The sequence below is a fragment of the Pantoea sp. SJZ147 genome, assembly GCF_007828605.1.
GTDB lineage: Bacteria > Pseudomonadota > Gammaproteobacteria > Enterobacterales > Enterobacteriaceae > Pantoea > Pantoea allii.
Window position 1 is genome coordinate 20,898 of sequence record NZ_VIVB01000018.1, and the last position, 23,365, is coordinate 44,262.

The 23,365-nt window shown below is 52.8% G+C and carries 24 protein-coding genes; 13 read left to right on the top strand and 11 right to left on the bottom strand.

What is annotated here, in order from left to right; all coding sequences use genetic code 11:
* Position 1: 1 nt before the first annotated feature.
* A complete protein-coding gene (metB, locus tag FBY13_RS21675) occupies positions 2-1,162 on the bottom strand; it encodes a cystathionine gamma-synthase (protein ID WP_063877671.1) in 1,161 nt (386 codons plus the stop codon).
* 271 nt (positions 1,163-1,433) lie between these two features.
* Here metB and metJ point away from each other — a divergent pair, with 271 nt between their 5' ends.
* Positions 1,434-1,751, top strand: coding sequence for a met regulon transcriptional regulator MetJ (gene metJ, locus FBY13_RS21680; RefSeq protein WP_013027687.1), 318 nt, complete (start codon positions 1,434-1,436; stop codon positions 1,749-1,751).
* A 72-nt stretch (positions 1,752-1,823) separates the two neighbouring features.
* Here metJ and rpmE read toward each other — a convergent pair whose 3' ends face one another.
* Positions 1,824-2,039 carry a 50S ribosomal protein L31 gene (gene rpmE / locus FBY13_RS21685; RefSeq protein ID WP_006121308.1) on the bottom strand — a complete coding sequence of 72 codons (216 nt, stop codon included), beginning with the start codon at positions 2,037-2,039 and terminating at the stop codon, positions 1,824-1,826.
* Positions 2,040-2,264: 225 nt separating this feature from the next.
* Between rpmE and priA the strand changes: the two genes are divergently transcribed.
* The 6 genes from priA to rraA all read left to right on the top strand — a co-directional run bounded on the left by priA (position 2,265) and on the right by rraA (position 9,368).
* A complete protein-coding gene (gene priA / locus FBY13_RS21690) occupies positions 2,265-4,460 on the top strand; it encodes a primosomal protein N' (RefSeq protein ID WP_145395117.1) in 2,196 nt (731 codons plus the stop codon).
* 164 nt (positions 4,461-4,624) lie between these two features.
* On the top strand, positions 4,625-5,659 hold the full coding sequence (gene cytR, locus FBY13_RS21695; protein ID WP_063877674.1) for a DNA-binding transcriptional regulator CytR: 1,035 nt from the start codon (positions 4,625-4,627) through the stop codon (positions 5,657-5,659).
* A 156-nt stretch (positions 5,660-5,815) separates the two neighbouring features.
* Positions 5,816-6,754, top strand: coding sequence for a cell division protein FtsN (gene ftsN / locus FBY13_RS21700; RefSeq protein ID WP_145395118.1), 939 nt, complete (start codon positions 5,816-5,818; stop codon positions 6,752-6,754).
* 88 nt (positions 6,755-6,842) lie between these two features.
* Complete coding sequence (gene hslV, locus FBY13_RS21705) at positions 6,843-7,373, top strand: ATP-dependent protease subunit HslV (RefSeq protein ID WP_063877676.1); 531 nt, start codon at positions 6,843-6,845, stop codon at positions 7,371-7,373.
* 10 nt (positions 7,374-7,383) lie between these two features.
* Positions 7,384-8,721 carry an HslU--HslV peptidase ATPase subunit gene (hslU, locus tag FBY13_RS21710; RefSeq protein WP_063877677.1) on the top strand — a complete coding sequence of 446 codons (1,338 nt, stop codon included), beginning with the start codon at positions 7,384-7,386 and terminating at the stop codon, positions 8,719-8,721.
* A gap of 161 nt (positions 8,722-8,882) precedes the next feature.
* Positions 8,883-9,368, top strand: coding sequence for a ribonuclease E activity regulator RraA (gene rraA, locus FBY13_RS21715; protein WP_063877678.1), 486 nt, complete (start codon positions 8,883-8,885; stop codon positions 9,366-9,368).
* 53 nt (positions 9,369-9,421) lie between these two features.
* On the opposite strand, the gene zapB is transcribed toward rraA, so the two are convergent.
* Positions 9,422-9,661 (bottom strand): cell division protein ZapB, encoded by a 240-nt coding sequence (zapB, locus tag FBY13_RS21720; protein WP_063877679.1) that lies wholly within the window; start codon positions 9,659-9,661, stop codon positions 9,422-9,424.
* Between the two features lie 417 nt (positions 9,662-10,078).
* Between zapB and FBY13_RS21725 the strand changes: the two genes are divergently transcribed.
* From FBY13_RS21725 to glpX, 3 genes are all read left to right on the top strand, one after another.
* Complete coding sequence (locus tag FBY13_RS21725; RefSeq protein ID WP_063877681.1) at positions 10,079-10,927, top strand: MIP/aquaporin family protein; 849 nt, start codon at positions 10,079-10,081, stop codon at positions 10,925-10,927.
* A 30-nt stretch (positions 10,928-10,957) separates the two neighbouring features.
* A complete protein-coding gene (gene glpK, locus FBY13_RS21730) occupies positions 10,958-12,469 on the top strand; it encodes a glycerol kinase GlpK (protein WP_063877682.1) in 1,512 nt (503 codons plus the stop codon).
* Positions 12,470-12,563: 94 nt separating this feature from the next.
* Positions 12,564-13,574, top strand: coding sequence for a class II fructose-bisphosphatase (glpX, locus tag FBY13_RS21735; RefSeq protein ID WP_145395119.1), 1,011 nt, complete (start codon positions 12,564-12,566; stop codon positions 13,572-13,574).
* Here the strand turns inward: glpX and emrD are convergent.
* The gene (gene emrD / locus FBY13_RS21740) at positions 13,564-14,757 is read right to left on the bottom strand and encodes a multidrug efflux MFS transporter EmrD (RefSeq protein WP_145395120.1); all 1,194 of its coding nucleotides are present in this window, start codon (positions 14,755-14,757) and stop codon (positions 13,564-13,566) included. The genes glpX and emrD overlap by 11 nt on opposite strands.
* A gap of 271 nt (positions 14,758-15,028) precedes the next feature.
* Between emrD and fpr the strand changes: the two genes are divergently transcribed.
* On the top strand, positions 15,029-15,775 hold the full coding sequence (fpr, locus tag FBY13_RS21745) for a ferredoxin--NADP(+) reductase (protein ID WP_145395121.1): 747 nt from the start codon (positions 15,029-15,031) through the stop codon (positions 15,773-15,775).
* Here the strand turns inward: fpr and FBY13_RS21750 are convergent.
* Positions 15,766-16,200, bottom strand: a complete 435-nt coding sequence (locus FBY13_RS21750) for a DUF805 domain-containing protein (RefSeq protein ID WP_145395122.1) — start codon at positions 16,198-16,200, stop codon at positions 15,766-15,768. The genes fpr and FBY13_RS21750 overlap by 10 nt on opposite strands.
* Positions 16,201-16,299: 99 nt before the next feature.
* Here FBY13_RS21750 and FBY13_RS21755 point away from each other — a divergent pair, with 99 nt between their 5' ends.
* Together FBY13_RS21755 and tpiA are read left to right on the top strand one after the other, a co-directional pair.
* On the top strand, positions 16,300-16,890 hold the full coding sequence (locus tag FBY13_RS21755) for a DUF1454 family protein (RefSeq protein WP_096011100.1): 591 nt from the start codon (positions 16,300-16,302) through the stop codon (positions 16,888-16,890).
* A 120-nt stretch (positions 16,891-17,010) separates the two neighbouring features.
* A complete protein-coding gene (gene tpiA, locus FBY13_RS21760) occupies positions 17,011-17,778 on the top strand; it encodes a triose-phosphate isomerase (protein ID WP_063877688.1) in 768 nt (255 codons plus the stop codon).
* A gap of 31 nt (positions 17,779-17,809) precedes the next feature.
* Here tpiA and FBY13_RS21765 read toward each other — a convergent pair whose 3' ends face one another.
* The 6 genes from FBY13_RS21765 to cpxP all read right to left on the bottom strand — a co-directional run bounded on the left by FBY13_RS21765 (position 17,810) and on the right by cpxP (position 23,253).
* A complete protein-coding gene (locus FBY13_RS21765; RefSeq protein ID WP_186440843.1) occupies positions 17,810-18,583 on the bottom strand; it encodes a CDP-diacylglycerol diphosphatase in 774 nt (257 codons plus the stop codon).
* A 108-nt stretch (positions 18,584-18,691) separates the two neighbouring features.
* Positions 18,692-19,681: a sulfate ABC transporter substrate-binding protein gene (locus FBY13_RS21770; RefSeq protein WP_145395124.1), complete on the bottom strand. Its 990-nt coding sequence runs from the start codon at positions 19,679-19,681 to the stop codon at positions 18,692-18,694.
* A gap of 146 nt (positions 19,682-19,827) precedes the next feature.
* Positions 19,828-20,790, bottom strand: a complete 963-nt coding sequence (gene pfkA / locus FBY13_RS21775) for a 6-phosphofructokinase (RefSeq protein WP_006121288.1) — start codon at positions 20,788-20,790, stop codon at positions 19,828-19,830.
* 206 nt (positions 20,791-20,996) lie between these two features.
* Positions 20,997-21,899 (bottom strand): CDF family cation-efflux transporter FieF, encoded by a 903-nt coding sequence (fieF, locus tag FBY13_RS21780; protein WP_063877690.1) that lies wholly within the window; start codon positions 21,897-21,899, stop codon positions 20,997-20,999.
* 240 nt (positions 21,900-22,139) lie between these two features.
* Entirely contained in the window at positions 22,140-22,304 is a 165-nt protein-coding gene (locus FBY13_RS21785) for a KGG domain-containing protein (RefSeq protein WP_028723167.1), read from the bottom strand.
* Positions 22,305-22,743: 439 nt separating this feature from the next.
* A complete protein-coding gene (gene cpxP / locus FBY13_RS21790; protein WP_145395125.1) occupies positions 22,744-23,253 on the bottom strand; it encodes a cell-envelope stress modulator CpxP in 510 nt (169 codons plus the stop codon).
* Positions 23,254-23,365: the final 112 nt, after the last annotated feature.

The following is a 23,365-nucleotide window of genomic DNA, read 5'->3' on the forward strand; positions in this document are numbered from 1 at the left end:
ATCAATCCTCGGCTGCGATCCGGAATGCATTATCCAAATCGGCAATTAAATCGTCGTGGTCTTCAATACCTACTGAAATACGGAGCAAGGTTTCAGAGATACCTGCTGCGGCACGGGCCTCTGCAGACATGCCTGCATGCGTCATGGTCGCAGTATGTGAAATTAAGCTCTCAACGCCACCCAGCGATTCCGCCAGCGTAAACAACTCAAGTGCTTTAAGAAAACGGCGCAAGCGGGCTTCGTCACCCTTCAGCTCAAAGCTGAGCATGGCACCGAATCCGCGCTGCTGACGCGCAGCGAATTCATGGCCCGCGTTTTCCGGCAGTGACGGATGATACAACTTTTTCACCAGTGGCTGTTGCTTGAGATAATCAACAATGGCTAACGCATTACGCTGCGCGGCTGCCATACGCGGCCCCAGGGTGCGCATTCCGCGCAACAGCAGATAGCTGTCAAAGGCGGAACCGGTGACGCCAATGTTATTTGCCCACCAGGCTAAATCGGTCGCCACCTGCGGATCTTTGGCAATCACGGCACCGGCCACCACATCGGAATGACCATTTAAGTATTTAGTGCAGGAGTGAATCACCAGATCGGCACCCAGTGCCAGCGGATTTTGCAGGGCCGGGCTCATAAAGGTGTTATCCACGACGCTGACGGCACCCGCAGCCTGCGCAGCTTCGCAAATCGAGGCAATATCAACGACGCGCAACAAAGGATTGCTGGGACTTTCAATCAGCACCAGTTTAGGTTTCTCGTCCAGCGCCGCCTGCAGTGCGGCTTTATCGCCTTGATCGACAAATTTCACCCGGTAGGCACCGCGTTTGCTCAGACTGTCGAACAGACGATAGCTGCCACCATAGCAATCGTGTGGCGCAACCAGCAGATCGCCTGGCTTCAGGAACACCGTGGTGACCAGATGAATGGCCGACATGCCGGTATTGGTGAGTACCGCCCCCGCTCCGCCTTCCAGTTCTGCCAGCGCGCGTTGCACCACATCGCGCGTTGGGTTACCGCGCCGGGAATAATCATGGGCACGAGGTTCATTGAAGTCATGAAAGTTATAGGTGCTGGAAAGGTGGATGGGCGGGACAACGCAGCCGTATTGCTCGTCGTCATTCAAACCGCTGCGCACTGCGATGGTTGCCTGTTTACGCGTCATAGGGCTAACTGTTCCTGAAATGTGAAATAATCTGACGACAGGATATCACCTTGCTTTTAGACGTCAATACATCTGGACATCCAAATGTCTTTGCGTATAGATTGAGCATCGTCGCAATAACCGCTAAAATTATGCGCCCATACCTGGCGTTCAACCACATTTGTCGTAGAAGTTGAACGAAGAAACCCGCCAGAGAAGGGGTCAGGTAGAAGAAAATCAGGCATAATCGGCTGATTTCGTAACTTTTAACATTTATTGATTAAGGTATCCCATGGCTGAATGGAACGGCGAATATATCAGCCCGTACGCTGAGCACGGCAAAAAGAGCGAACAGGTTAAAAAAATTACGGTGTCAATTCCGTTAAGCGTGCTGAAAATTCTGACTGACGAACGCACACGTCGTCAGGTCAATAACCTGCGTCACGCAACGAACAGTGAACTCCTGTGCGAAGCCTTCTTGCATGCTTTTACCGGGCAACCGTTACCCAATGATGTCGATCTTCGTAAAGAACGTAACGATGAAATACCGGAAGCTGCGAAAAAAATCATGCGCGACATGGGCATCGACCCGGATACCTGGGAATACTGATTTTCAGACATAAAAAAACCCAGCCTGAGCTGGGTTTTTCTTGCCGCCGAACAGATGTTCGAATGCCGTTTCTTATTTTTTGGTGCCTGGCACGCTGAAACGCTTGTTGAAGCGGTCAACGCGGCCACCAGTGGCAACTTCACGCTGCTTACCGGTGTAGAACGGGTGGCACTTACCACAAACGTCCAGGTTCAGTTCGTGAGTCAGCGTAGAGCGAGTGTGAATCACGTTGCCGCAAGTACAGTTGATGGTAACTGCTTCGTATTTTGGGTGAATACCTTGTTTCATGGGAAACCTCATATAAGGCCGTGTCGCTCTCCGCGCCAGGATTTGAACCTGCGCAGCACCACACGCGATTGAACATTAATGGTGTACTCCGGCAAGGTCTTTCTTACCGAAGGCGGCATATTATACAGGCTAATGTTTGATGCTGCAAATGTCACCTGAGATACACCCCGCGCGTGCCAGCGTGTACACTAACCGCCCTGCTAGATGAACCGGAAAGAGATTGCTATGCCCGTTGTTCAGGTTGCCCTGCCCGTTCCCCTTCCTCGCCTGTTTGACTATCTGCCTCCTGACGGCGTGCAGCCAGTCATCGGTGGTCGGGTGATCGTGCCTTTTGGCAACCGAAAAATGACCGGCATTGTGGTCGCGTTACCTGACAAAAGCGACCTGCCGGCAGCACAGCTCAAGCAGGTCATTGCCGTACTGGACAGCGAATCGCTATTTCCGCCCTCACTGTGGCGGATTCTTCACTGGGCCGCGAACTACTATCATTCGCCTCTCGGCGAGGTACTGAGCCATGCCATACCGGTGCTGCTGAGGCAAGGTAAACCCGCTCAGGATAATCCTTTATGGCGCTGGGAAATTACCGAGCAGGGCCGCGCCACCGCGCCGGAAAGCCTTAAGCGGGCGCCTAAACAACAGCAAGGGCTTGCAACGCTCAGACAGCAGCCGCTTTATCGCCACGAAGTGAGTGAGCATGACCTTACCGATGCTGCCATGCAGGCACTGCGCGCCAAAGGATTGTGTGAACTGCATGAGCATCAGCCACAGATGCATGACTGGCGCAGCAGCTTTGCCGTTAAAGGTGAACGTCTTCGGCTGAACACCGATCAGGCGACGGCGGTCGGCGCGATGCGAAGTGAAGATGAACACTATGCGGCCTGGCTGCTGGCAGGGATTACCGGTTCAGGTAAGACCGAAGTGTATCTCAGCGTACTGGAAAACGTGCTGGCCAGAGGCAGGCAGGCGTTGGTGCTGGTACCGGAGATTGGGTTGACGCCACAAACGATTGCCCGTTTCCGCGAGCGTTTTGATGCCCCGGTGGATGTGCTGCATTCCGCCCTGAATGACAGCGAGCGCCTTTCTGTATGGTTGCGGGCGCGCAGGGGCGAAAATGCCATCATCATTGGCACACGTTCAGCCCTGTTTACACCGATGGCACGTCCGGGCGTGATCATTATTGATGAAGAGCACGACAGCTCTTACAAACAGCAGGAAGGCTGGCGCTATCAGGCACGCGATCTGGCCGTGTTCCGCGCCCATGAAGAAAATATTCCTATTATCATGGGTTCCGCCACACCGGCGCTGGAAACGCTGCATAACGTTCGTAACGGGAAATACCGTCAGCTTGACCTGATGAAACGCGCCGGTAATGCCAAACCCGCTCTGCAGCAGCTTATCGATTTGAAAGGCGCACAACTGGTCGGCGGCCTCGCGCCTGCCTTGATCGCTAAAATGCGTCAACACCTGAAAGCAGATAACCAGGTCTTGCTGTTTCTTAACCGCCGTGGTTTTTCACCAGCGCTGCTCTGCCACGATTGCGGCTGGATTGCTGAGTGCCAACGCTGCGATCGCTATTACACCCTGCATCAGCATCATCGCCAACTGCGCTGCCACCATTGCGACAGCCAGCGGCCGTTGCCCAATCAGTGCCCACAATGTGGTTCCACCCATTTACTCCCCGTGGGCGTCGGGACAGAACAGCTTGAGCAACAATTGGGAACATTATTCCCCGGCGTGCCGGTTTCGCGTATCGATCGTGATACCACCAGCCGTAAAGGTGCGCTCGAACAGCACCTGGCCGATGTGCATCGCGGTGGCGCGCGTATTCTCGTGGGGACGCAGATGCTGGCAAAAGGGCATCATTTTCCTGATGTCACCCTGGTGTCGCTTCTGGACGTGGATGGTGCACTGTTTTCCGCTGACTTCCGGGCCGCGGAACGCTTCGCTCAGCTCTATACTCAGGTTGCCGGCCGCGCAGGGCGAGCCGGTAAGCAGGGCGAGGTCTTGCTGCAAACTCACCATCCTGAGCACCCGCTTCTGCAAACCCTGCTTCACAAGGGTTACTTCGCTTTCGCACAACAAACCCTGCTGGAACGTCAGTCGGTATTTTTACCACCGTGGACGCATCATGCCCTGTTCCGTGCAGAAGATTTAGATAATCATCAGGCTGCAGAATTTCTGCAACAGCTACGCAATATGCTGGAATCCAGCCCGCTTAAAGACGCGTCAATGTGGTTCATGGGGCCGCTGCCTGCGCTGCAACCTAAGCGAAGTGGCCGCTGGCGTTGGCAGTTACTGGTACAACATCCGTCCCGGAAACGCCTGCAACAGCTGTTGAGCAGTTCGTTACCGCTGATAAGTACGTTACCTGCATCGCGCAAGGTAAAGTGGACGCTGGATGTTGATCCGACCGAAAGCTGAGTCCGGTGAGGTTGTGAGAGGGATCGAAATACGTCGCATAAGTCACAATTTTTATGCAAATTAAGTAACGGCCCTGCCGCCCAATCGATAACAATAGTGCCAGGCTTGTTTTCACATCAGACGATACGAACGTTGAATGCGCGATTACGCATCAGGAGCATGTGTTGGATCAGAATCAACCGTCGGCCGCCGCCACGATGAAAGACGTCGCAGAAAAAGCCGGCGTCTCGACCGCCACCGTGTCGCGTGCGCTAATGAATCCGGAAAAAGTCTCTTCGGCGACGCGTCAGAAAGTCGAACAGGCCGTCGCTGCCGTCGGTTACACCGCTCAGAGTGTAACCCGCAATGCCCGACGCAACGACACACAAACTATTCTGCTGATCGTCCCCAACATCTGCGATCCCTTTTTTAGTGAAATTATTCGGGGCGTCGAGATAGCCGCGTCGAAGGCCGGCTATCTGGTGCTTATCGGCGACTGTGCTCATCAAAAACCGCAGGAATGGACGTTTTTAAACCTGATGCTGACTCGTCAGATCGACGGCATTGTGCTGCTCGGCGCGCAGTTACCTTTCGATGTAAGTCCTGATGAACAGCGCAATCTCCCGCCGATGGTGATGGCGATTGAATTTGCGCCCGAAATGTCATTGCCAACAGTCAATATCGACAACCTGACGGCCTCGTTTGTAGCAGTCAATCATCTGCTACAGCTTGGTCATAAACGTATTGCCTGTCTGACCGGCCCGGAAGACGTTGCGCTCTGTCAGTATCGCCTGCAGGGCTATGTACAGGCGTTACGCCGTAGTGGGATCAGCGTGGAACCGACTTATATCGTCCGAGGCGACTTCACCTTTGAATCGGGTGTTGCCGCCATGAATCAGCTGCTGGCTTTACCGCAACCGCCGCGCGCCCTGTTTTGTCATAGCGATATCATGGCCATCGGCGCTATCAGTCAGGCAAAACGCATGGGCCTGCGCGTGCCCGAAGACCTGTCGGTAGTAGGTTTTGATGATATTGAACTGTCGCGCTACTGCGAGCCACCGCTCACCACGGTGAAACAACCGTGTTTTGAAATTGGTCGTGAAGCCGTACGGCTGTTACTGAATGAATTACAGGGTCATGGCGTTCACAATGGTTCGACATTGCTGGATGCTGAACTGGTGGTCCGTGGTAGCACAACATTGGCAAAAAAGGATGAGTGATAAGTAAAATGTTCCGCTATTTTCAGGGGATTCTTAAGGCTATCATTGCTGGTCAAAGTTCCAGCCCTTAAGTAACATGGCGGGCTCCTTGCCGGGCGTGCAGTAACAACGGATTCGCCTACGTGGCATCATATTTTCAAGGGTATCAGGACGAGAGTGGCACAAAAAGATTATGTAGGCCGCGGGCGTTCAACAGGGACGCGTCGCAAAAAAAGCCCCAGCCGTGGCAAAAAAACAAAAAGCGGTTCAGGCACCTCTAAAATAATGATTGTACTGGCGGTTGCTGTATTAGTGACCTTTGCCGGTGGTTTATGGTTCCTGGCGCATCATAAAAAAGAAGATGTGCCGGTTATTACGGATCATAAAGCCAACGGGAATGGCTTACCGCCAAAGCCTGAAGAGCGCTGGAAGTACATAAAAGAGCTGGAAAACCGCCAGGTCACTGTACCGACGCCAAGTGAACCGACCTCCGGTGGCGAAGTGCAGTCACATACACAGCTCACCGATGAGCAACGCCAGCTGCTTGAACAAATGCAGGCGGATATGCGCCAGCAACCCACCCAACTGAATGAAGTGCCGTGGAACGAGCAGACGCCTGCACAACGTCAGCAAACGCTGCAACTCCAGCGACAACAGCAACTTCAACAGCAGCAGCAACGCCAGCAGCAGGTACAACAACAGCAACAACAACGCCAGCAGCAGGTACAGCAGCAGCGTCAGCAGCCGTTGCAGGAACAGCATACTCAGCGTCAGCAACAGCCCACGCAGAACGTGCAACAGACACAACCTGCTCCTGTCACGCGTGAACCTGCCGCTCAGCCTAAAACGCAGGAAACCGCGAAAGCGAAACCGGCTGAAAAAGCGGCTACGCAGCGCTGGATGGTGCAGTGTGGCTCTTTCAAGGGAACAGAACAGGCGGAATCGGTGCGCGCTGCGCTGGCGTTTGAAGGTTTTGAAAGCCGTCTGACGTCCGGCGGCGGATGGAATCGTGTCGTGGTAGGGCCCTTCAAAGACCGCGCCAGTGCAGACAGCACGCTAAAACGTCTGCGCGCTTCAGGACATTCCGGCTGCATTCCGCTCGCCGTTGGGGGTTGAAACCCGTCAAACCTACCCCATATCTGTCTGCATGATCCTCCGCGCCTTGGGCGCGGAGCTTTTTTCCGACAGTAAAAGGGGTCTGCCCGTGACAACAATAGTAAGTGTTCGACGCAACGGCCAGGTAGTGATTGGCGGTGATGGCCAGGCTACGCTCGGTAATACCGTAATGAAAGGCAACGTCAAAAAAGTGCGTCGTCTTTACAACGATAAAGTCATTGCCGGCTTTGCTGGCGGCACCGCAGATGCCTTTACCCTGTTTGAACTCTTCGAACGCAAACTTGAAATGCATCAGGGCCATTTGGTGAAAGCCGCCGTTGAGCTGGCCAAAGACTGGCGCACCGACAGAATGTTGCGCCGTCTGGAAGCCCTGCTGGCAGTGGCGGACGAATCGGCATCACTGATTATCAGTGGTAACGGTGACGTCATTCAGCCTGAAAACGACCTTATTGCTATCGGTTCTGGCGGTCCCTTCGCCCAGGCAGCTGCGCGTGCGCTGTTAGAAAACTCTGACTTAGGCGCACGCGACATCGTTGAGAAATCGCTGAATATCGCTGGCGATATTTGCATCTACACCAACCACAACGTTAATTTTGAAGAATTAACGTCCAAGTCGTAAGGATCTAAACATGTCTGAGATGACTCCACGCGAAATCGTCAGCGAGCTGAACCGCTTTATTATTGGCCAGGACAGCGCCAAGCGCGCCGTGGCTATTGCCCTGCGTAACCGCTGGCGCCGTATGCAGCTGGACGAAGAGCTGCGTCACGAAGTGACACCCAAAAATATTCTGATGATCGGCCCGACCGGTGTCGGTAAAACCGAAATCGCCCGTCGTCTGGCGAAGCTGGCCAACGCGCCGTTTATCAAGGTTGAGGCCACGAAATTCACTGAAGTGGGTTACGTGGGTAAAGAAGTTGATTCCATTATTCGTGACCTGACTGACTCCGCCATCAAAATGGTGCGCAGCCAGGCTATCGAAAAGAACAAATACCGTGCAGAAGAAATGGCGGAAGAACGCATCCTTGATGTGCTGATTCCACCGGCTAAAAACAACTGGGGACAAGCCGAACAAGCCAGCGAGCCCTCTTCTGCTCGTCAGGCTTTCCGTAAAAAACTGCGTGAAGGCCAACTCGACGACAAAGAAATCGAGATCGACTTAGCTGCAACCGGTCCTGGCGTTGAAATCATGGCACCGCCGGGAATGGAAGAAATGACCAGCCAGTTGCAGTCGATGTTCCAGAATCTGGGCGGTCAGAAACAGAAGCCGCGGAAGCTGAAAATCAAAGAAGCCTTGAAGCTGCTGATCGAAGAAGAAGCCGCCAAGCTGGTGAACCCGGAAGAGCTGAAACAGGATGCTATCGACGCGGTTGAACAGCACGGCATCGTCTTCATTGATGAGATAGACAAGATCTGTAAGCGCGGCGGACAAAACGCGGGCGGCCCGGATGTATCTCGTGAAGGTGTACAGCGCGATCTTTTGCCACTAGTGGAAGGCTGTACCGTATCGACCAAGCACGGCATGGTCAAAACTGACCATATCCTGTTTATCGCGTCGGGTGCGTTCCAGGTTGCCAGCCCGTCAGATTTGATTCCTGAGCTGCAAGGCCGTTTACCGATCCGTGTTGAACTCCAGGCGTTGACGGTTAATGATTTCGAACGCATCCTGACCGAACCTAATGCCTCGGTTACGGTACAGTACAAAGCACTGATGAATACCGAAGGCGTGAGTATCCATTTCACGGATGACGGTATCCGCCGTATCGCCGAAGCGGCATGGCAGGTAAACGAAACCACCGAGAATATCGGTGCACGTCGTTTACATACCGTGCTGGAACGCTTGATGGAAGACGTCTCCTATGACGCCAGCGATCGTAGCGGCGAATCCGTCACCATCGACGCAGAGTACGTCGGAAAGCATCTGGATGAACTGGTGGCAGATGAAGATTTGAGCCGCTTTATTCTGTAACGCTCGCCTGTCCATGTGTTGTATCAAGGCCCAGCCCGTTTGGTTGGGCTTTTTTCTGCATGCGCTTGATGCAATACAGGTCTTTTAAAGCTGATGATTTTGCCAACAATTGACATAAAGCGATATACTTAGCGCTCCTGTGGCAAACAGACGAAACCCTTATGAAATACGATACTTCTGAACTCTGCGACATCTACCACGAAGACGTGAATGTTGTTGAACCGCTTTTTTCAAATTTCGGTGGGCGGACCTCATTCGGCGGTCAGATAACCACAGTGAAATGTTTTGAAGACAACGGTCTGCTTTACGATCTGTTGGAAGAAAACGGTCGGGGCCGCGTGTTGCTGATTGATGGCGGTGGTTCGGTACGCCGCGCCTTAGTGGACGCACAACTTGCCCGGCTGGCGACGCAAAACGAGTGGGAAGGCATCGTGGTTTACGGTTCAGTGCGTCAGGTGGACGAGCTGGAAGAGCTGGAGATTGGCATTCAGGCTATCGCCGCTATTCCGGCAGGCGCTGCAGGTGAAGGCATTGGCGAAAGCGATGTGCGCGTCAATTTTGGTGGCGTCACCTTCTTCTCAGGCGACCATCTCTATGCCGATAATACCGGTATGATTTTATCGGAAGATCCGCTCGACATAGAATAATGTCGGCAAACGAAAACGGGTGCTTAGCACCCGTTTTTCGCATTAGTTGAGGCTTATACCTCTTCCATTTTTCCCAACAGCGCACGCAGGCGTTCTTGCCAGACATGCTGCTCCTCTTTCAGATGCTGATTTTCGCGCACCAGTGCTTCATGGTTGCCAGCAGCATTCTGCGCGTCGTTACGCAGGTTGTTGTTCTGCTCTTTCAGCTCTTCAATTTCCATCTGCAGCAAGGTGATAGTATCAATCGCCTGCTGTACTTTTGCTTCCAGTTTCTCAAACACTTCAAATGACATCTTTCTGACCTCTCCTAAAATCCTGCAAGGCGTTGATGATGCCAGCTTTCGCACAAAAGGCGTTTACCAGCAACGTTGTCCCGATTGTATGTAGCCTCATCACGCAAGTCCAGCAACGCGGGCCTGCAGACCGCCGTCAGTAACATTTTTCAGCCTATCCCTAAAATGTTCCTTTTCCGTACGTTTGCTTAGCGAAGCCGGAATAACGCTGCTGAAAACGGCCTGAATGGCGCTTAAGGAAAACCAAAACACGCGAAAACGCGCATTTTTTTGACAGACCACACAAAAATCGATTTCGCTATTTCTCGTTTATGCTCGTTAACGATAAATTAACATCAGCCCTACATTAAAGATGGGCGCCTCAAGGAATGAGAACAAAAACTGATAAAATTTAACCTCGCTTCAGGAACAACTATCATGAGTCAGACTACAACCACACTCAAAGGTCAGTGTATTGCCGAATTTCTGGGTACCGGTTTGATCCTGTTTTTTGGCGCGGGTTGCGTTGCCGCGCTTAAGCTGGCTGGTGCCACGTTTGGCCAATGGGAAATCTGTATCATCTGGGGGCTGGCCGTTTCTATGGCGGTTTATCTCAGCGCAGGTGTGTCAGGTGCCCATCTCAACCCCGCCGTTACTGTCGCACTCTGCCTTTTCGCGAATTTCGAAGGTCGTAAGGTATTGCCTTATATCCTGTCTCAGGTTGCAGGTGCCTTCTGTGGCGCGGCGCTGGTTTACGGACTTTACTACAGCTTGTTTATCAATTTCGAACAAAGTCATAACATGGTACGAGGTTCAGTTGAAAGCCTGAGCCTGGCGGGCATTTTTTCTACCTACCCTAATCCACAGATTGGCGTAGGTCAGGCCTTCCTGGTAGAGATGGTGATCACTGCTGTCTTGATGTCCGTGATTATGGCCCTGACCGATGATGGCAATGGCGTACCGCGTGGCCCGATGGCACCGCTGTTGATTGGCCTTCTGGTTGCCGTTATTGGCGGCTCTATGGGTCCCCTGACCGGCTTTGCCCTTAACCCGGCACGTGACTTCGGTCCGAAAGTATTTGAGTGGCTGGCTGGCTGGGGAACCATTGCCTTCACTGGCGGTCATCAGATTCCTTATTTCCTTGTGCCAATTTTTGGCCCACTGGTCGGTGCTTGCCTGGGTGCCTTTGGTTATCGCGCCCTGATTGGCCGCCATTTACCGGGTGCGGTGATCGCCACACCAACCAGTGACAAACCGATTGCGTCCGCGCATGAACGTAAAGCGTAAGTTCCACTTTTTATCATCAGGAATGAATTTATGACTACCACCGATAAAAAATACATCGTCGCTCTCGATCAGGGCACTACCAGTTCACGTGCTGTTGTGCTGGATCATGACGCGAACATTGTGGCGGTATCGCAACGCGAATTTACCCAAATCTATCCGAAAGCGGGCTGGGTAGAGCACGACCCAATGGATATCTGGGCATCACAGAGTTCTACACTGGTTGAAGTCCTTGCCCATGCCGATATTCGTTCTGATGAAATTGCGGCCATTGGTATTACGAACCAACGTGAAACCGCCATTGTCTGGGATAAAGAAACCGGTAAGCCGGTCTACAACGCCATCGTCTGGCAGGACCCGCGTACTGCTGACTACTGTAATAAGCTGAAGAAAGAAGGTCTGGAAGAGTATATTCAGAAAACCACCGGTCTGGTGATTAACCCTTACTTCTCCGGCACCAAAGTTAAGTGGATTCTGGATAACGTTGAAGGCGCGCGTGATCGTGCAAAACGTGGCGAGCTGCTGTTTGGTACGGTTGACACCTGGCTGGTGTGGAAGATGACCCAGGGCCGCGTCCATATCACCGATTACACCAACGCCTCACGTACCATGCTGTTCAACATCCATAAGCTTGAGTGGGATGAGCGCATGCTGGAGATCCTTGATATTCCGCGTGAGATGCTGCCAGAAGTGAAATCCTCGTCTGAGGTTTACGGGCAGACGAACATTGGTGGTAAAGGCGGTACGCGTATTCCTATCGCGGGTATTGCAGGCGACCAGCAGGCGGCGCTTTACGGCCAGTTGTGTGTCCAGCCGGGTATGGCGAAAAACACCTACGGCACCGGCTGCTTTATGCTGATGAATACCGGTACCGAAGCGGTTACCTCAACGCATGGCCTGCTGACGACTATCGCCTGCGGTCCGCGTGGCGAAGTCAACTACGCACTGGAAGGCGCGGTCTTTATCGGTGGCGCGTCCATTCAGTGGCTTCGCGATGAGATGAAGCTGATCAGCGATTCCGCTGACTCTGAATACTTTGCAATGAAAGTGAAAGATTCTAACGGTGTGTATATGGTTCCCGCCTTCACCGGCCTGGGCGCACCTTACTGGGACCCCTATGCACGTGGCGCGCTGTTCGGCCTGACTCGTGGTGCCAATGCTAACCACATCATCCGTGCAACGCTGGAGTCCATTGCTTACCAAACGCGTGACGTCCTGGAAGCCATGCAGAATGATGCCAACACGCGCCTGCAGGCACTGCGTGTGGACGGTGGTGCGGTTGCCAACAACTTCCTGATGCAGTTCCAGTCAGACATTCTTGGTACACGCGTTGAGCGCCCTGAAGTGCGTGAAGTGACTGCACTGGGTGCCGCGTATCTGGCGGGTCTGGCCGTGGGCTTCTGGCAGGATCTGGAAGAAGTCCGCGCCAAAGCCGTTATTGAGCGCGAATTCCGTCCAACACTGGAAACCACAGAGCGTAACTTCCGTTATGCTGGCTGGAAGAAAGCGGTTGCTCGCGCGCAAGCGTGGGAAGAACAAGAGTAATACGCACTACGCCCGCGACGTCCACCGTCGCGGGTCTTTTCCCCGCCTCCTCCCTCCGCTAAACTGCCAGCCTGTTTTTTGTCAGGTACATGCAATGAAACGAGAACTTGCCATTGAATTTTCCCGCGTAACCGAAGCTGCTGCACTGGCTGGTTATAAATGGTTAGGGCGCGGCGACAAGAATGAAGCCGACGGTGCAGCCGTCCACGCCATGCGCCATGTTTTAAATACCATCCAGATCGACGGCCAGATTGTGATTGGCGAAGGGGAAATTGATGAAGCCCCGATGCTCTACATCGGCGAAAAAGTCGGTACCGGCCAGGGCGATGCGGTGGATATTGCCGTTGATCCTATTGAAGGCACCCGTATGACGGCCATGGGACAGGCGAATGCACTTGCCGTTATGGCTGTCGGTGACAGAGGCAGTTTTCTTCATGCGCCTGACATGTATATGGAGAAGCTTATCGTCGGCCCGGCGGCGCGCGGTCATATCAATCTGGATCTGCCGCTTGAGATCAACCTGCGCAATATTGCCATCGCCATGAATAAACCGTTGTCACAGCTCACCGTGTCCATTCTGGCAAAGCCGCGCCATGACGCCGTTATCCAACAGCTTAAGCAGCTGGGCGTACGGATATTCGCTTTCCCGGATGGGGACGTGGCGGCCTCCACTCTTACCTGTATGCCCAACAGTGAAGTTGACGTGATGTACGGCATTGGCGGTGCGCCTGAAGGCGTGGTGTCCGCTGCGGTGATTCGTGCGCTGGATGGGGATATGCAGGGCAGATTACTGGCCCGGCATGATGTAAAAGGTGACAGCGAAGAGAACCGGCGGATTGGGGAATATGAGCTGAAGCGTTGTGCTGGCATGGGGATTGAAGCCGGCAAGGTGCTGCCACTCCAGGCGATGGCGCGTAACGATAACGTGATCTTTGCCGCCACCGGCATCACCAGCGGCGACCTGCTGAAAGGCATTACCCGTCAGGGCAATATGGCCACCAGCGAAACCCTGTTAATTCGCGGCAAATCGCGCACGATTCGCCGCATCCAGTCAGTGCATTATCTTGACCGCAAAGATCCCGCACTGCATCCCTTTATCCTGTAACCGCATGATTTTCGCCGGCTGGCTGCCGTGAAAGCGGGAGCCAGCATAGCAACATCACCAGGGCAGTAATAAACATCAGCATGCCAAGGCTGAACTGATCGCGCTGTGGCATGAGCGCCGACAGCGAAGCCACCAGCCCGGAACCCAGGTTCTGCAGACCACCAATCAATGCGCCCGCGCTTCCTGCCAGCCAGGCATAAGGTTCCATTGCGCCGGATGTCGCCAGGGGAAACAACATACCCGCACCAAAGAAGAACAGCGATGCCGGTACCAACAGCGTCCAGATAGTCATGATGCCAAACCAGGCCGGTATCCACATGAGCACCGCTGCCAGCAGGCAACTGTTTACCCCAAACCACATCAGGCTGTGCCAGGAACGCTGCTCGCGCCCGGCGAACCAGGCACCAAAGAAGGCGGCCGGGATAGGCAAGATAAACAAAATACTCACGGTGAAACTGTTCAGGCCAAGCACGCCACCGAGGAGTACACCACAGCTGGCCTCAAATACGGCAATGCCCGACAGCGCGCCAACCAACAGCAGCAGATAGCGAACGAAATTCGCATCGCGTAACAACCGGATATAGCGCGTAAAGAACGGGGTGACTTCGGTAGTGACGGGGCGCGTTTCCGGTAGCCAGCGCGCCATAGCAATCGTCACGATCAGACACAGCACCAGCAGAAAAGCGAAACAGGCATGCCAGCCAAACAGCTGCGTTAGCAGCGCGCCAATAACCGGTGCGACTAAGGGGCTGGCGAGCACGCCCATGTTGAGCCAGCTGTTCGCCTGACGTAAGGCATGACCGTTATAGAGGTCGCGCGGCATAGTACGCGCCATCACGCCAGCCACGCCGGTGCCCGCGCCCTGAATCGCACTGCCGAGCACCAGCATATCCAGCGACGAGGCCATCATGGCGGTGATCGAGCCGATCATAAAGATCGCCATTCCTGCCAGGATCACCGGGCGACGTCCAACGCTGTCAGACAGCGGTCCGTAGATCAGCTGCGATCCGCCATAGGTGATTAAATACGCCGCCATCACATGCTGCATCATGCCATTACGCACCTGCAGCGCATCCGCCATCGCCGCCATGGCGGGCACATAGATGGTCTGCGCCATTTGCCCTACTGCAACCAGCGCAATGAGCATGACCAGCAACGGACGATTTTCTATTTTTTTCATCATGATTGAACAAAAGGTCTGTATGAACATGAACGTTTAAGCAGCACAAATAACGGCTGAAACGGGTTGTGGCAGGAAAATATCAGGATTTCATGACAAAGCGAGTCATTAATGAAAAGTGAGTGTTCAATTCACGTCAATAATGGCTACCAGGTTGTAAACTTAACAATACAGTTTGTCGATTAGAGCCTTTGCAGCCTGACAGACTGGTAATCTGCCAGTGCAGTAGAGAAGATGCTTATTCGCCTGACGATTCAACGCTGAAGGAGTAACCATGGCCGAGTGGATCAATGCTCAAGTAAAGGAAGTGAAAAACTGGACCGACGCGCTGTTTAGCCTGCGGATTAAGGCACCCATTGCTCCGTTTAGCGCTGGCCAGTATGCAAAGCTGGCGCTGGAGATCGAGGGCGAACGCGTGCAACGTGCCTACTCTTACGTCAATGCACCGAATGACGACCTGCTTGAGTTCTACTTAGTCACCGTGCCTGACGGTAAGCTAAGCCCCCATCTTCAGGCGCTGCGTCCCGGCGAGCAGGTCATGATTACTAAAGATGCTGCGGGCTTTTTTATCCTGGATGAAGTGCCGGACTGTCAGACCTTATGGATGCTGGCAACCGGTACGGCCGTCGGCCCTTATCTGTCGATTTTGCAGCAGGGCGACGGTCTGGATCGCTTCGATAACATCGTGTTAGTGCATGCCGCGCGTTACGCAGCCGACCTCAGCTTTTTGCCCCTCATGCAGCAACTTCAGCAAATCTACAACGGCAAGCTGCAGGTGATTACGGTCGTCAGCCGTGAAGAAAGTATGGGCTCATTGACCGGTCGTGTGCCGGCATTAATCGAAAGTGGCGAGCTGGAGCGGGTGGCCGGTTTACCTATAGAGGCAGAAACCAGCCACGTGATGGTCTGCGGCAACCCGCAGATGGTACGTGACACGCAGCAGTTGTTGAAAGAGACACGTGGCATGCGCAAGCACCTCAAGCGCAAGCCCGGTCATATCACCAGTGAGAACTACTGGTAAGTCGCACGTTTCAGACGTAAAGGCACCGGCGTGGCACCAAAGCGGTTATCGCCGGCGGTGCCACGAAACACGCCCAGGTCCAGAATGAATCCTGCCAGAATGATAAAAGGCAGGACGCGCCCGATCACCCACTGCAGGATATCGCCGGTCATGCTCCAGTTGCCCGCCATCAGCAGCCAGGCGGCAATCAGTAACAGCGCCCAATAACCCCGGCGATCGCGATCGTGCAGGCGCTTAACCAGGATGGCGCTGGCGGGCCACAATAAACACACGATGCCAAACGCGGCCATTTGTGTATCCACCAGATCGTTACCGGCCAGAAAAAACAGCACGCTGGTTAACAGTAACCAGATCGCCTGCCAGAGCCAGAAATCCCGGCGCCCGATGCGGCCCCGAAAAGAGAAAAACCATTGCTGTAATATCATGCACGTTCCTCCAGACAAAATTTTACGCTGCACGCTTTTGACCTTGAAGGTAAAAACCGTTCTAATTTGATATCGAGTTTATTGGTCAGGGCCGACAACATGAAGAATTTGCCAGGCGTACTGTTGCTGAGTCTTGCGCTAACGGTTCCGGTTTTTGCTGCCGATCCGCCACCCCTCGACAAGGCAGAACATATGCCTACCGCGCCCTACCTGTTAACGGGTGCGCCCACGCTGGATATGACTATCGGCCAGTTTCGTGAAAAATATAATCTGGCGAATCCACAACTGCCGCTGCTGGAGTACCGCGCCATTGATTCCCGCGATGAAAAAACCGATCTGACGCGGGCAGCCACTAAGATTAACGAAACGCTTTACTCTTCCACGGCGCTTGAGCCTGGCACGGGTAAAATTAAAACGCTGCAGATCACCTGGCTCCCGGTACCGGGCCCTGATCAGAGTGCGTCCCAGGCCAAAGCCATGGATTATATGACCGCTCTGTTACGTTTTTTTGTGCCGGGACTCACGCCAGAAGAGGGACGTAAAAAGCTGGAAACGCTGCTTAAATCGGGCAAAGGCTCACGATACTACGAGCACGTTGAAGGTGCACTGCGTTTTGTGGTTTCCGACAACGGGGATAAAGGATTAACCTTTGCCATTGAGCCGGTAAAACTTGCGCTCGCCGCGCCCTGATGGTCGGGGCAAAAATGACGAAAAGCAAAGCCACGACGTTATTTGATCTCTATACTGTCTGGCAGACAACGTTGCCCCGGGGCAGCGCCATTTCATGTATCGCGTTATGCGGAGGATAGAATGCGACATCCACTGGTTATGGGTAACTGGAAGTTGAATGGCAGCAAGCATATGACAGCCGAACTGATCGACGGTCTGCGTAAAGAACTGTCGGGCGTTGAGGGTTGTGGCGTTGCTATCGCCCCGCCCGCGCTCTATCTTGATCAGGCGAAACATGCCATCTCCGGTAGCCACATCGCACTGGGTGCTCAAAACGTTGATGTGAACCTCTCTGGCGCATTCACCGGCGAAGTGTCCGCTGAAATGCTGAAAGATATCGGCGCGAAATACATCATCATTGGTCACTCAGAACGTCGCACTTATCATAAAGAGAGTGACGAGTTCATTGCGAAAAAATATGCCGTGTTGAAAGCGACGGGCCTGGTGCCGGTTCTTTGCATCGGTGAAACCGAAGCAGAAAACGAAGCGGGCAAAACGGAAGAAGTCTGTGCACGCCAGCTTGATGCCGTGCTGACCACTCAAGGCGCTGAAGCGTTTAAAGACGCGGTCATCGCTTACGAGCCGGTATGGGCGATCGGTACCGGGAAGTCAGCCACTCCTGCTCAGGCGCAGGCGGTTCACAAATTTATTCGTGACCATATTGCCAAAAAAGATGCTGCAATCGCTGAGCAAGTGATTATTCAGTACGGTGGTTCAGTTAACGACAAAAATGCTGCCGAGCTGTTTACTCAGCCGGACATCGACGGTGCACTGGTTGGTGGCGCATCACTGAAAGCCGATGCGTTTGCCGTGATCGTTAAAGCCGCTGCGGCGGCTAAACAACGCTAACCGGCGATTGAACACAGCATAAGCGGCCTCATCAGGCCGCTTTTTTTATGGGTTGTAGCAGGGCGCAGTCGTGATCCTGCACCTCCTCTGCCGATCCCTTATTCAGCAAAAGCCAGTTGCGCTCTACCGCCATCAGCACCAGACGACCATCTGATAAGCCGGTCAGTGCCATGCCGTATTTCCCCATTGCATTCTTAGCATCCGGGACTTCAGACGCTAACCGGATAAAGACACTCTGTTGATCCAGTTCCGCCTGACTGAGCACCCGCACAATATAGTGATGGTTCAGAAAGGTAACATCCTTCCACTGCGCATTGAGAGTCGGTGCCAGTGCATCCAGTTGCTGACGGACATCGGGCCGTAAGCAGGAAATATGAATATGCAGCTGGTTTTGGGTACGCCCGTATTCGGAATTGATCGCCAGCGACAGCACCGTGTCTTTAATGGGCGAACCGAATTTTTGTGCCACTACGCCTCTGTCCTGCCAGGCAAAGCTGAAAAAATTGGGCGTGGCTGTGCTGAGCAACCGCGGGCTTTCGATGCCGGTTATCTTATCAACGGGAATTAACAGGTATTGCAAGGGGCCGTTACGGTCTTTGAGCAGTGTATAACGCTGCTGCAGATCGACTCGCTGGCAAGGCGCGGGTTGCCCGTTATTCTGCTGATTGGGTACACACTTTTCGCTGACGATCTGCCAAAGTGCATCGGCATTGCCTTTAACATGAAGGGAAGCTATCCCCATTCCTGCCACGACAAGCACCAGCAGAAACGCAATGATGATGAAGGCCCGACGATTTGCCTGCATAGTTACCCTCTCCATACTGAATCAGTCAGCATCCTCGCCTGACAGCGCCGGAATGTCACGCATAAAAAAACCAGCGTTTCCGCTGGCTTAGATTGTGTCAGTCAATCGTTACGGCTTCATGACCTGGTCATAGGTGCCGCCGTCCGCAAAGTGGGTTTTTTGTGCTTTAGCCCAACCCCCAAATTTGTCGTCCACGGTAAACAGTTTTACAGGGGCAAAGGTACTGGCGAACTTCTTCGCAACCTCAGCATTGCGCGGACGATAGTAGTTTTCGGCGGCAATCGTCTGTCCCTCGGTCGAGTAGAGGTACTTCAGATAGGCCTCAGCCACGGGGCGAGTTCCCTTTTCATCAACCACTTTATCCACCACGGAAACCGTTGGCTCTGCCAGAATAGACTCGCTTGGGGTCACGATCTCAAATTTGTCTTTGCCCAGCTTATTCACGGCCAGGTACGCCTCATTTTCCCAGGCGATGAGAACATCACCGATGCCGCGCTCAACAAAGGTGTTGGTCGCGCCGCGCGCGCCGGAGTCCTGTACTTCGACATTTTTAAACAGGGCTTTCACATAGCTCAGTGCTTTTGCCTGATCGCCGTTGTTGTGATCCAGCGCCCAGCCCCAGGCTGCCAGGTAATTCCAGCGAGCACCACCTGAAGTTTTGGGATTAGGCGTGATGACGGAAACACCGGGTTTAATCAGATCGTTCCAGTCATGAATCCCTTTGGGATTGCCTTTACGAACCAGGAACACAATCGTGGAAGTATAGGGTGCCGAATTATCCGGCAGACGCTTAATCCAGTTCTTATCAATACGACCACGTTCAGCAATGGCATCGATATCAGACTGCAGCGCCAGCGTCACAACGTCAGCACGAATGCCGTTTATGACGGATGTCGCCTGTTTGCCTGAACCACCATGCGACTGGCGGACCACCACGTCATCGCCCGTTTCCTGTTTGTAGTGCGCAGTGAAGGCCTTGTTGTATTGCTCATACAGTTCACGGGTGGGATCGTAAGAAACGTTTAACAGCTGGATATCCTTCGCCAGAACACTGCCTGATGCCAGTAACAAGCTAATACCAATGGCCCATTTATTCATTACGCACTCTCCCAGTTCATTATGGGACAAGCGTGACATAAACTTTTTCAGAGCTAAAAGAATTAAAAATAAGCGGTTATAACTTTGGGGAATATAGGAAAGGAGCAAGGGCATACCGTTAAGCATGCCCGTTAAGGCTGAGAAAATCAGTAAAGCTGTTTCGCCGTATCCATCCAGTCACGTTTGAACGGACGCTTCATGTTCTCAATCGCATCGATGATATCGTGATGAACCATCTTGTCGTTCTGGATACCCACGCAACGGCCACCGTAGCCCTGCATGAGCAGTTCAATGGAATAGGCACCCATACGGGACGCCAGAATGCGGTCATAGGCACAAGGCGCGCCGCCACGTTGAATGTGGCCCAGAACCGTGGCGCGCGTTTCGCGTTTGGTTTCAGTCTCAATAAAGCGCGCCAGATCGTCGATGTCACAAATGTGCTCAGTGATGGCAACAATCGCATGCTTTTTGCCTTTCGCAATACCGGCTTTAATTTCTGCCACCAGCTCTTCGCGGGTGTATGGAATTTCTGGCAACACGATAAATTCGCACCCGCCGGCAATGGCGGCAGCCAGGGTCAAATCACCACAATAACGGCCCATCACTTCGACGATGGAGATACGCTGGTGTGACGAAGAGGTATCGCGCAGGCGGTCAATGGCTTCAACCACCGTCTCCAGTGCCGTAAAATAGCCAATGGTGTAATCAGTACCGGCAACATCATTATCGATAGTGCCTGGCAGGCCAATACAGGGGAACCCCATCTCGGTTAGTCGCTTCGCCCCCATATAGGAGCCATCTCCGCCAATAACGACGAGCGCATCAATACCGCGTTTTTTCAGGTTTTCAATGGCCACCTGGCGAACATCATCATTACGAAACTCAGGAAAGCGCGCTGAACCCAGAAAAGTGCCGCCGCGATTAATCATATCGGACACGCTGTAACGGTCGAGATTGATCATGCGATCTTCGTACAAACCCTGATAGCCGTCATAGATACCAAAAACTTCCAGCCCTTCACTTAATGCGGACCGAACTACGCCGCGAATGGCTGCGTTCATGCCTGGGGCGTCACCGCCGCTGGTCAGTACACCAATTTTTTTGATCATGACAACCTCTGGATTGTTCAAAGCTAAGGGTTAATCCGGCCTGTTCAACGCTGATAAACACGATTGTGATGAGCGCGACATATGATGGCAGATAGTATATCAAAGGCCTGCGGCTGAATTGATTCAGGTCAGACAACTTTTCACTAATTTTTTGCAGTAATGTTAACGATATGCCGTTTCCATTTTGTTAACTTAATTCATGTAAGTTAAAAGTTAAAAGAATCCTGCTTTTCAAACGGTACCACAGAACAGGGATCCTGATGAATAATGACGTCCGAACCGGGAAAAGCTTTTCGCAGCGCTTTCTCTACCTGATCGGCGATACGATGTGCCTGGACGAGCGGTAGTTGATCTTCGAGCTCAACGTGAAGCTGGATGAACTTTGTCGGGCCAGACTGACGCGTTCGCACATCGTGTATCCCCTGCACGCCCGGCCAGTTGGATGAAATCGAAATGATTTGTTGCCGCTCTTCGTCGGGTAAGGCTCTGTCGAGTAACGACTGTACCGCCTCATAACCCATACGCAATGCACTAAAAAGAATATAGACACCAATGCCGAGCGCAAACAGCGCATCGGCACGCGTGAAACCGTAGCTGCTTAATATCAGCGCCACCAGAATAGCGCCGTTCATAAACACATCGGACTGATAGTGCAGCATATCTGCCCGAATGGCCTGGCTGCGGGTTTTTCGCACGACCCAGCGTTGAAAGGTGACCAGAAATAACGTCGAAACCAGAGCCACCAGGGTCACAATGATCCCGATGCCGGGCGAGCGCAGTTCATTGGGGGACGCGAGATGCTGAATACCGGTGAGAAAGAGGAAGAGTGCTGAACCCGAAATAAACATGCTTTGTGCCAGTGCCGCCAGTGATTCGGCTTTACCATGACCAAACGTATGGTCCGCATCGGCAGGCTGTAAGGAATAACGCACCACCAGCAGGTTAGTAAGAGAAGCGGCGATATCAACCAATGAATCCACCAGCGCTGCCAGCAAACTCACCGATCCGGTGTACCACCAGGCAAAAATCTTCACGATCAACAGGATGGAAGCAAGCAGCGTCGCCGCAACTGCCGCAGATTGTATTAACTTTCCGTACGAAGCCTGCATGCCATCACTCCATGGACATCATTACTGAGAACGTAAAGCAGAATGAGAGAAGGGATAAGTTTAACACCATAGGCAGCGTCGCGCCTGACTGTTCAACTGCCATGGAGAGTCATGAGGAAGGTGTATTTCGGAAGGGAATTAGCCTGGTACTTCGCCCCATCCTGATGTAAGACGGGGCGAATTGCCTGTCTGGACAGGCGCCAAATCAACGTGCAGATTTGGTTCAGTGCTTAGCAGCTGTTACTTTTTGCCGCCTTTCTTGCCCGCTTCGGAGGCTTTTTCGGGGTTATTTTTGAAATTACCGCCGCCGCCATTGCCGCTGCTCTTACCGCCTTTCTTACCGGCTTCAGACGCTTTTTGCGGGTTGTCTGCGAAATTACCTGAACCACCACGATGCTCTGCCATAATTTACTCCGTTAATAGATTAATTCGGACTACATGATGTGGTTGCTGCTCTCCGTTAATTTCGTAAGTACATCGGCGTCCATGCTGAGACAATTTAAGTGTAGGTGGGGGCAATTAACGTGCAAGCGGAACGGGATATTTCCAGCTAATTGAAATATAAGTGAAATTAAATCGAATTCGAAAATAACACATAAATATCAGCAAGTTGAAAACCATAAAGAGAAATGAAATATGCGCAATGAGGGAAAGCAGCAAAAAGCGGAATGAATAAAAAACAGGAAGAAAACCAAAGGCATTTCATATTTACCCGGTTCGGGGCAGGAATTGTAAGTTTATCGTAAATGATAAATAACAGATAAAAAAAACCCCCTCATCATGAGGGGGAAGACAGGGATGTGTCTATGGCAAGGAAAACAGGGATACTATTTACTACTGGTTACTACTGGTTACTACTGGTACGACTCACGGGTTGCAGCGATGATGCTGGCTGCAGATTCGAGAGCTTGCGTAATGTGTTTAAACGCTGCTCGTAATTCTTCTGTAACGCGGCTTGCTGCTCAGGCGTTAACAGGTGATACATCTGATTGCGGACCCGCGCCATCTCAACCTGCTGTTCGACCTGAACTCTGGCAATGGCTTCGGCTTTATTGCGGATGGCCGCTTCGTTAAATTTATCTGCAGTCACCAGATCGTGCATGGCTGCGATATCATCAATGTTCGTTGCAGGACGCTCATGTCGGGCTTGCTGCATAAGGTCACGCATCTGCTGTCTTTGATGTTCCGTCAACTCAATGCCGTCGAACATGTGACTTTGCGAATTTTGCGTCATACTGCCTGTCGTAAATCCGCCGTGATGCACCTCATCAAGCGCCATCGACTCTGCTGCTCTTGCGCTGGCGTTACAGAGAACCATCGCTGAGGCAATAACGACGGCGGTTAATTTGCGCATCGTTTACTCCAGTTCGTTCTGTTTTGCGATTCAACGATAGTCAGTGTACGGCGACAGCTGCAAACATCCGTCAGGGGGTGTAAAAGTACGTAAAGCGATGGATTGGTATCAT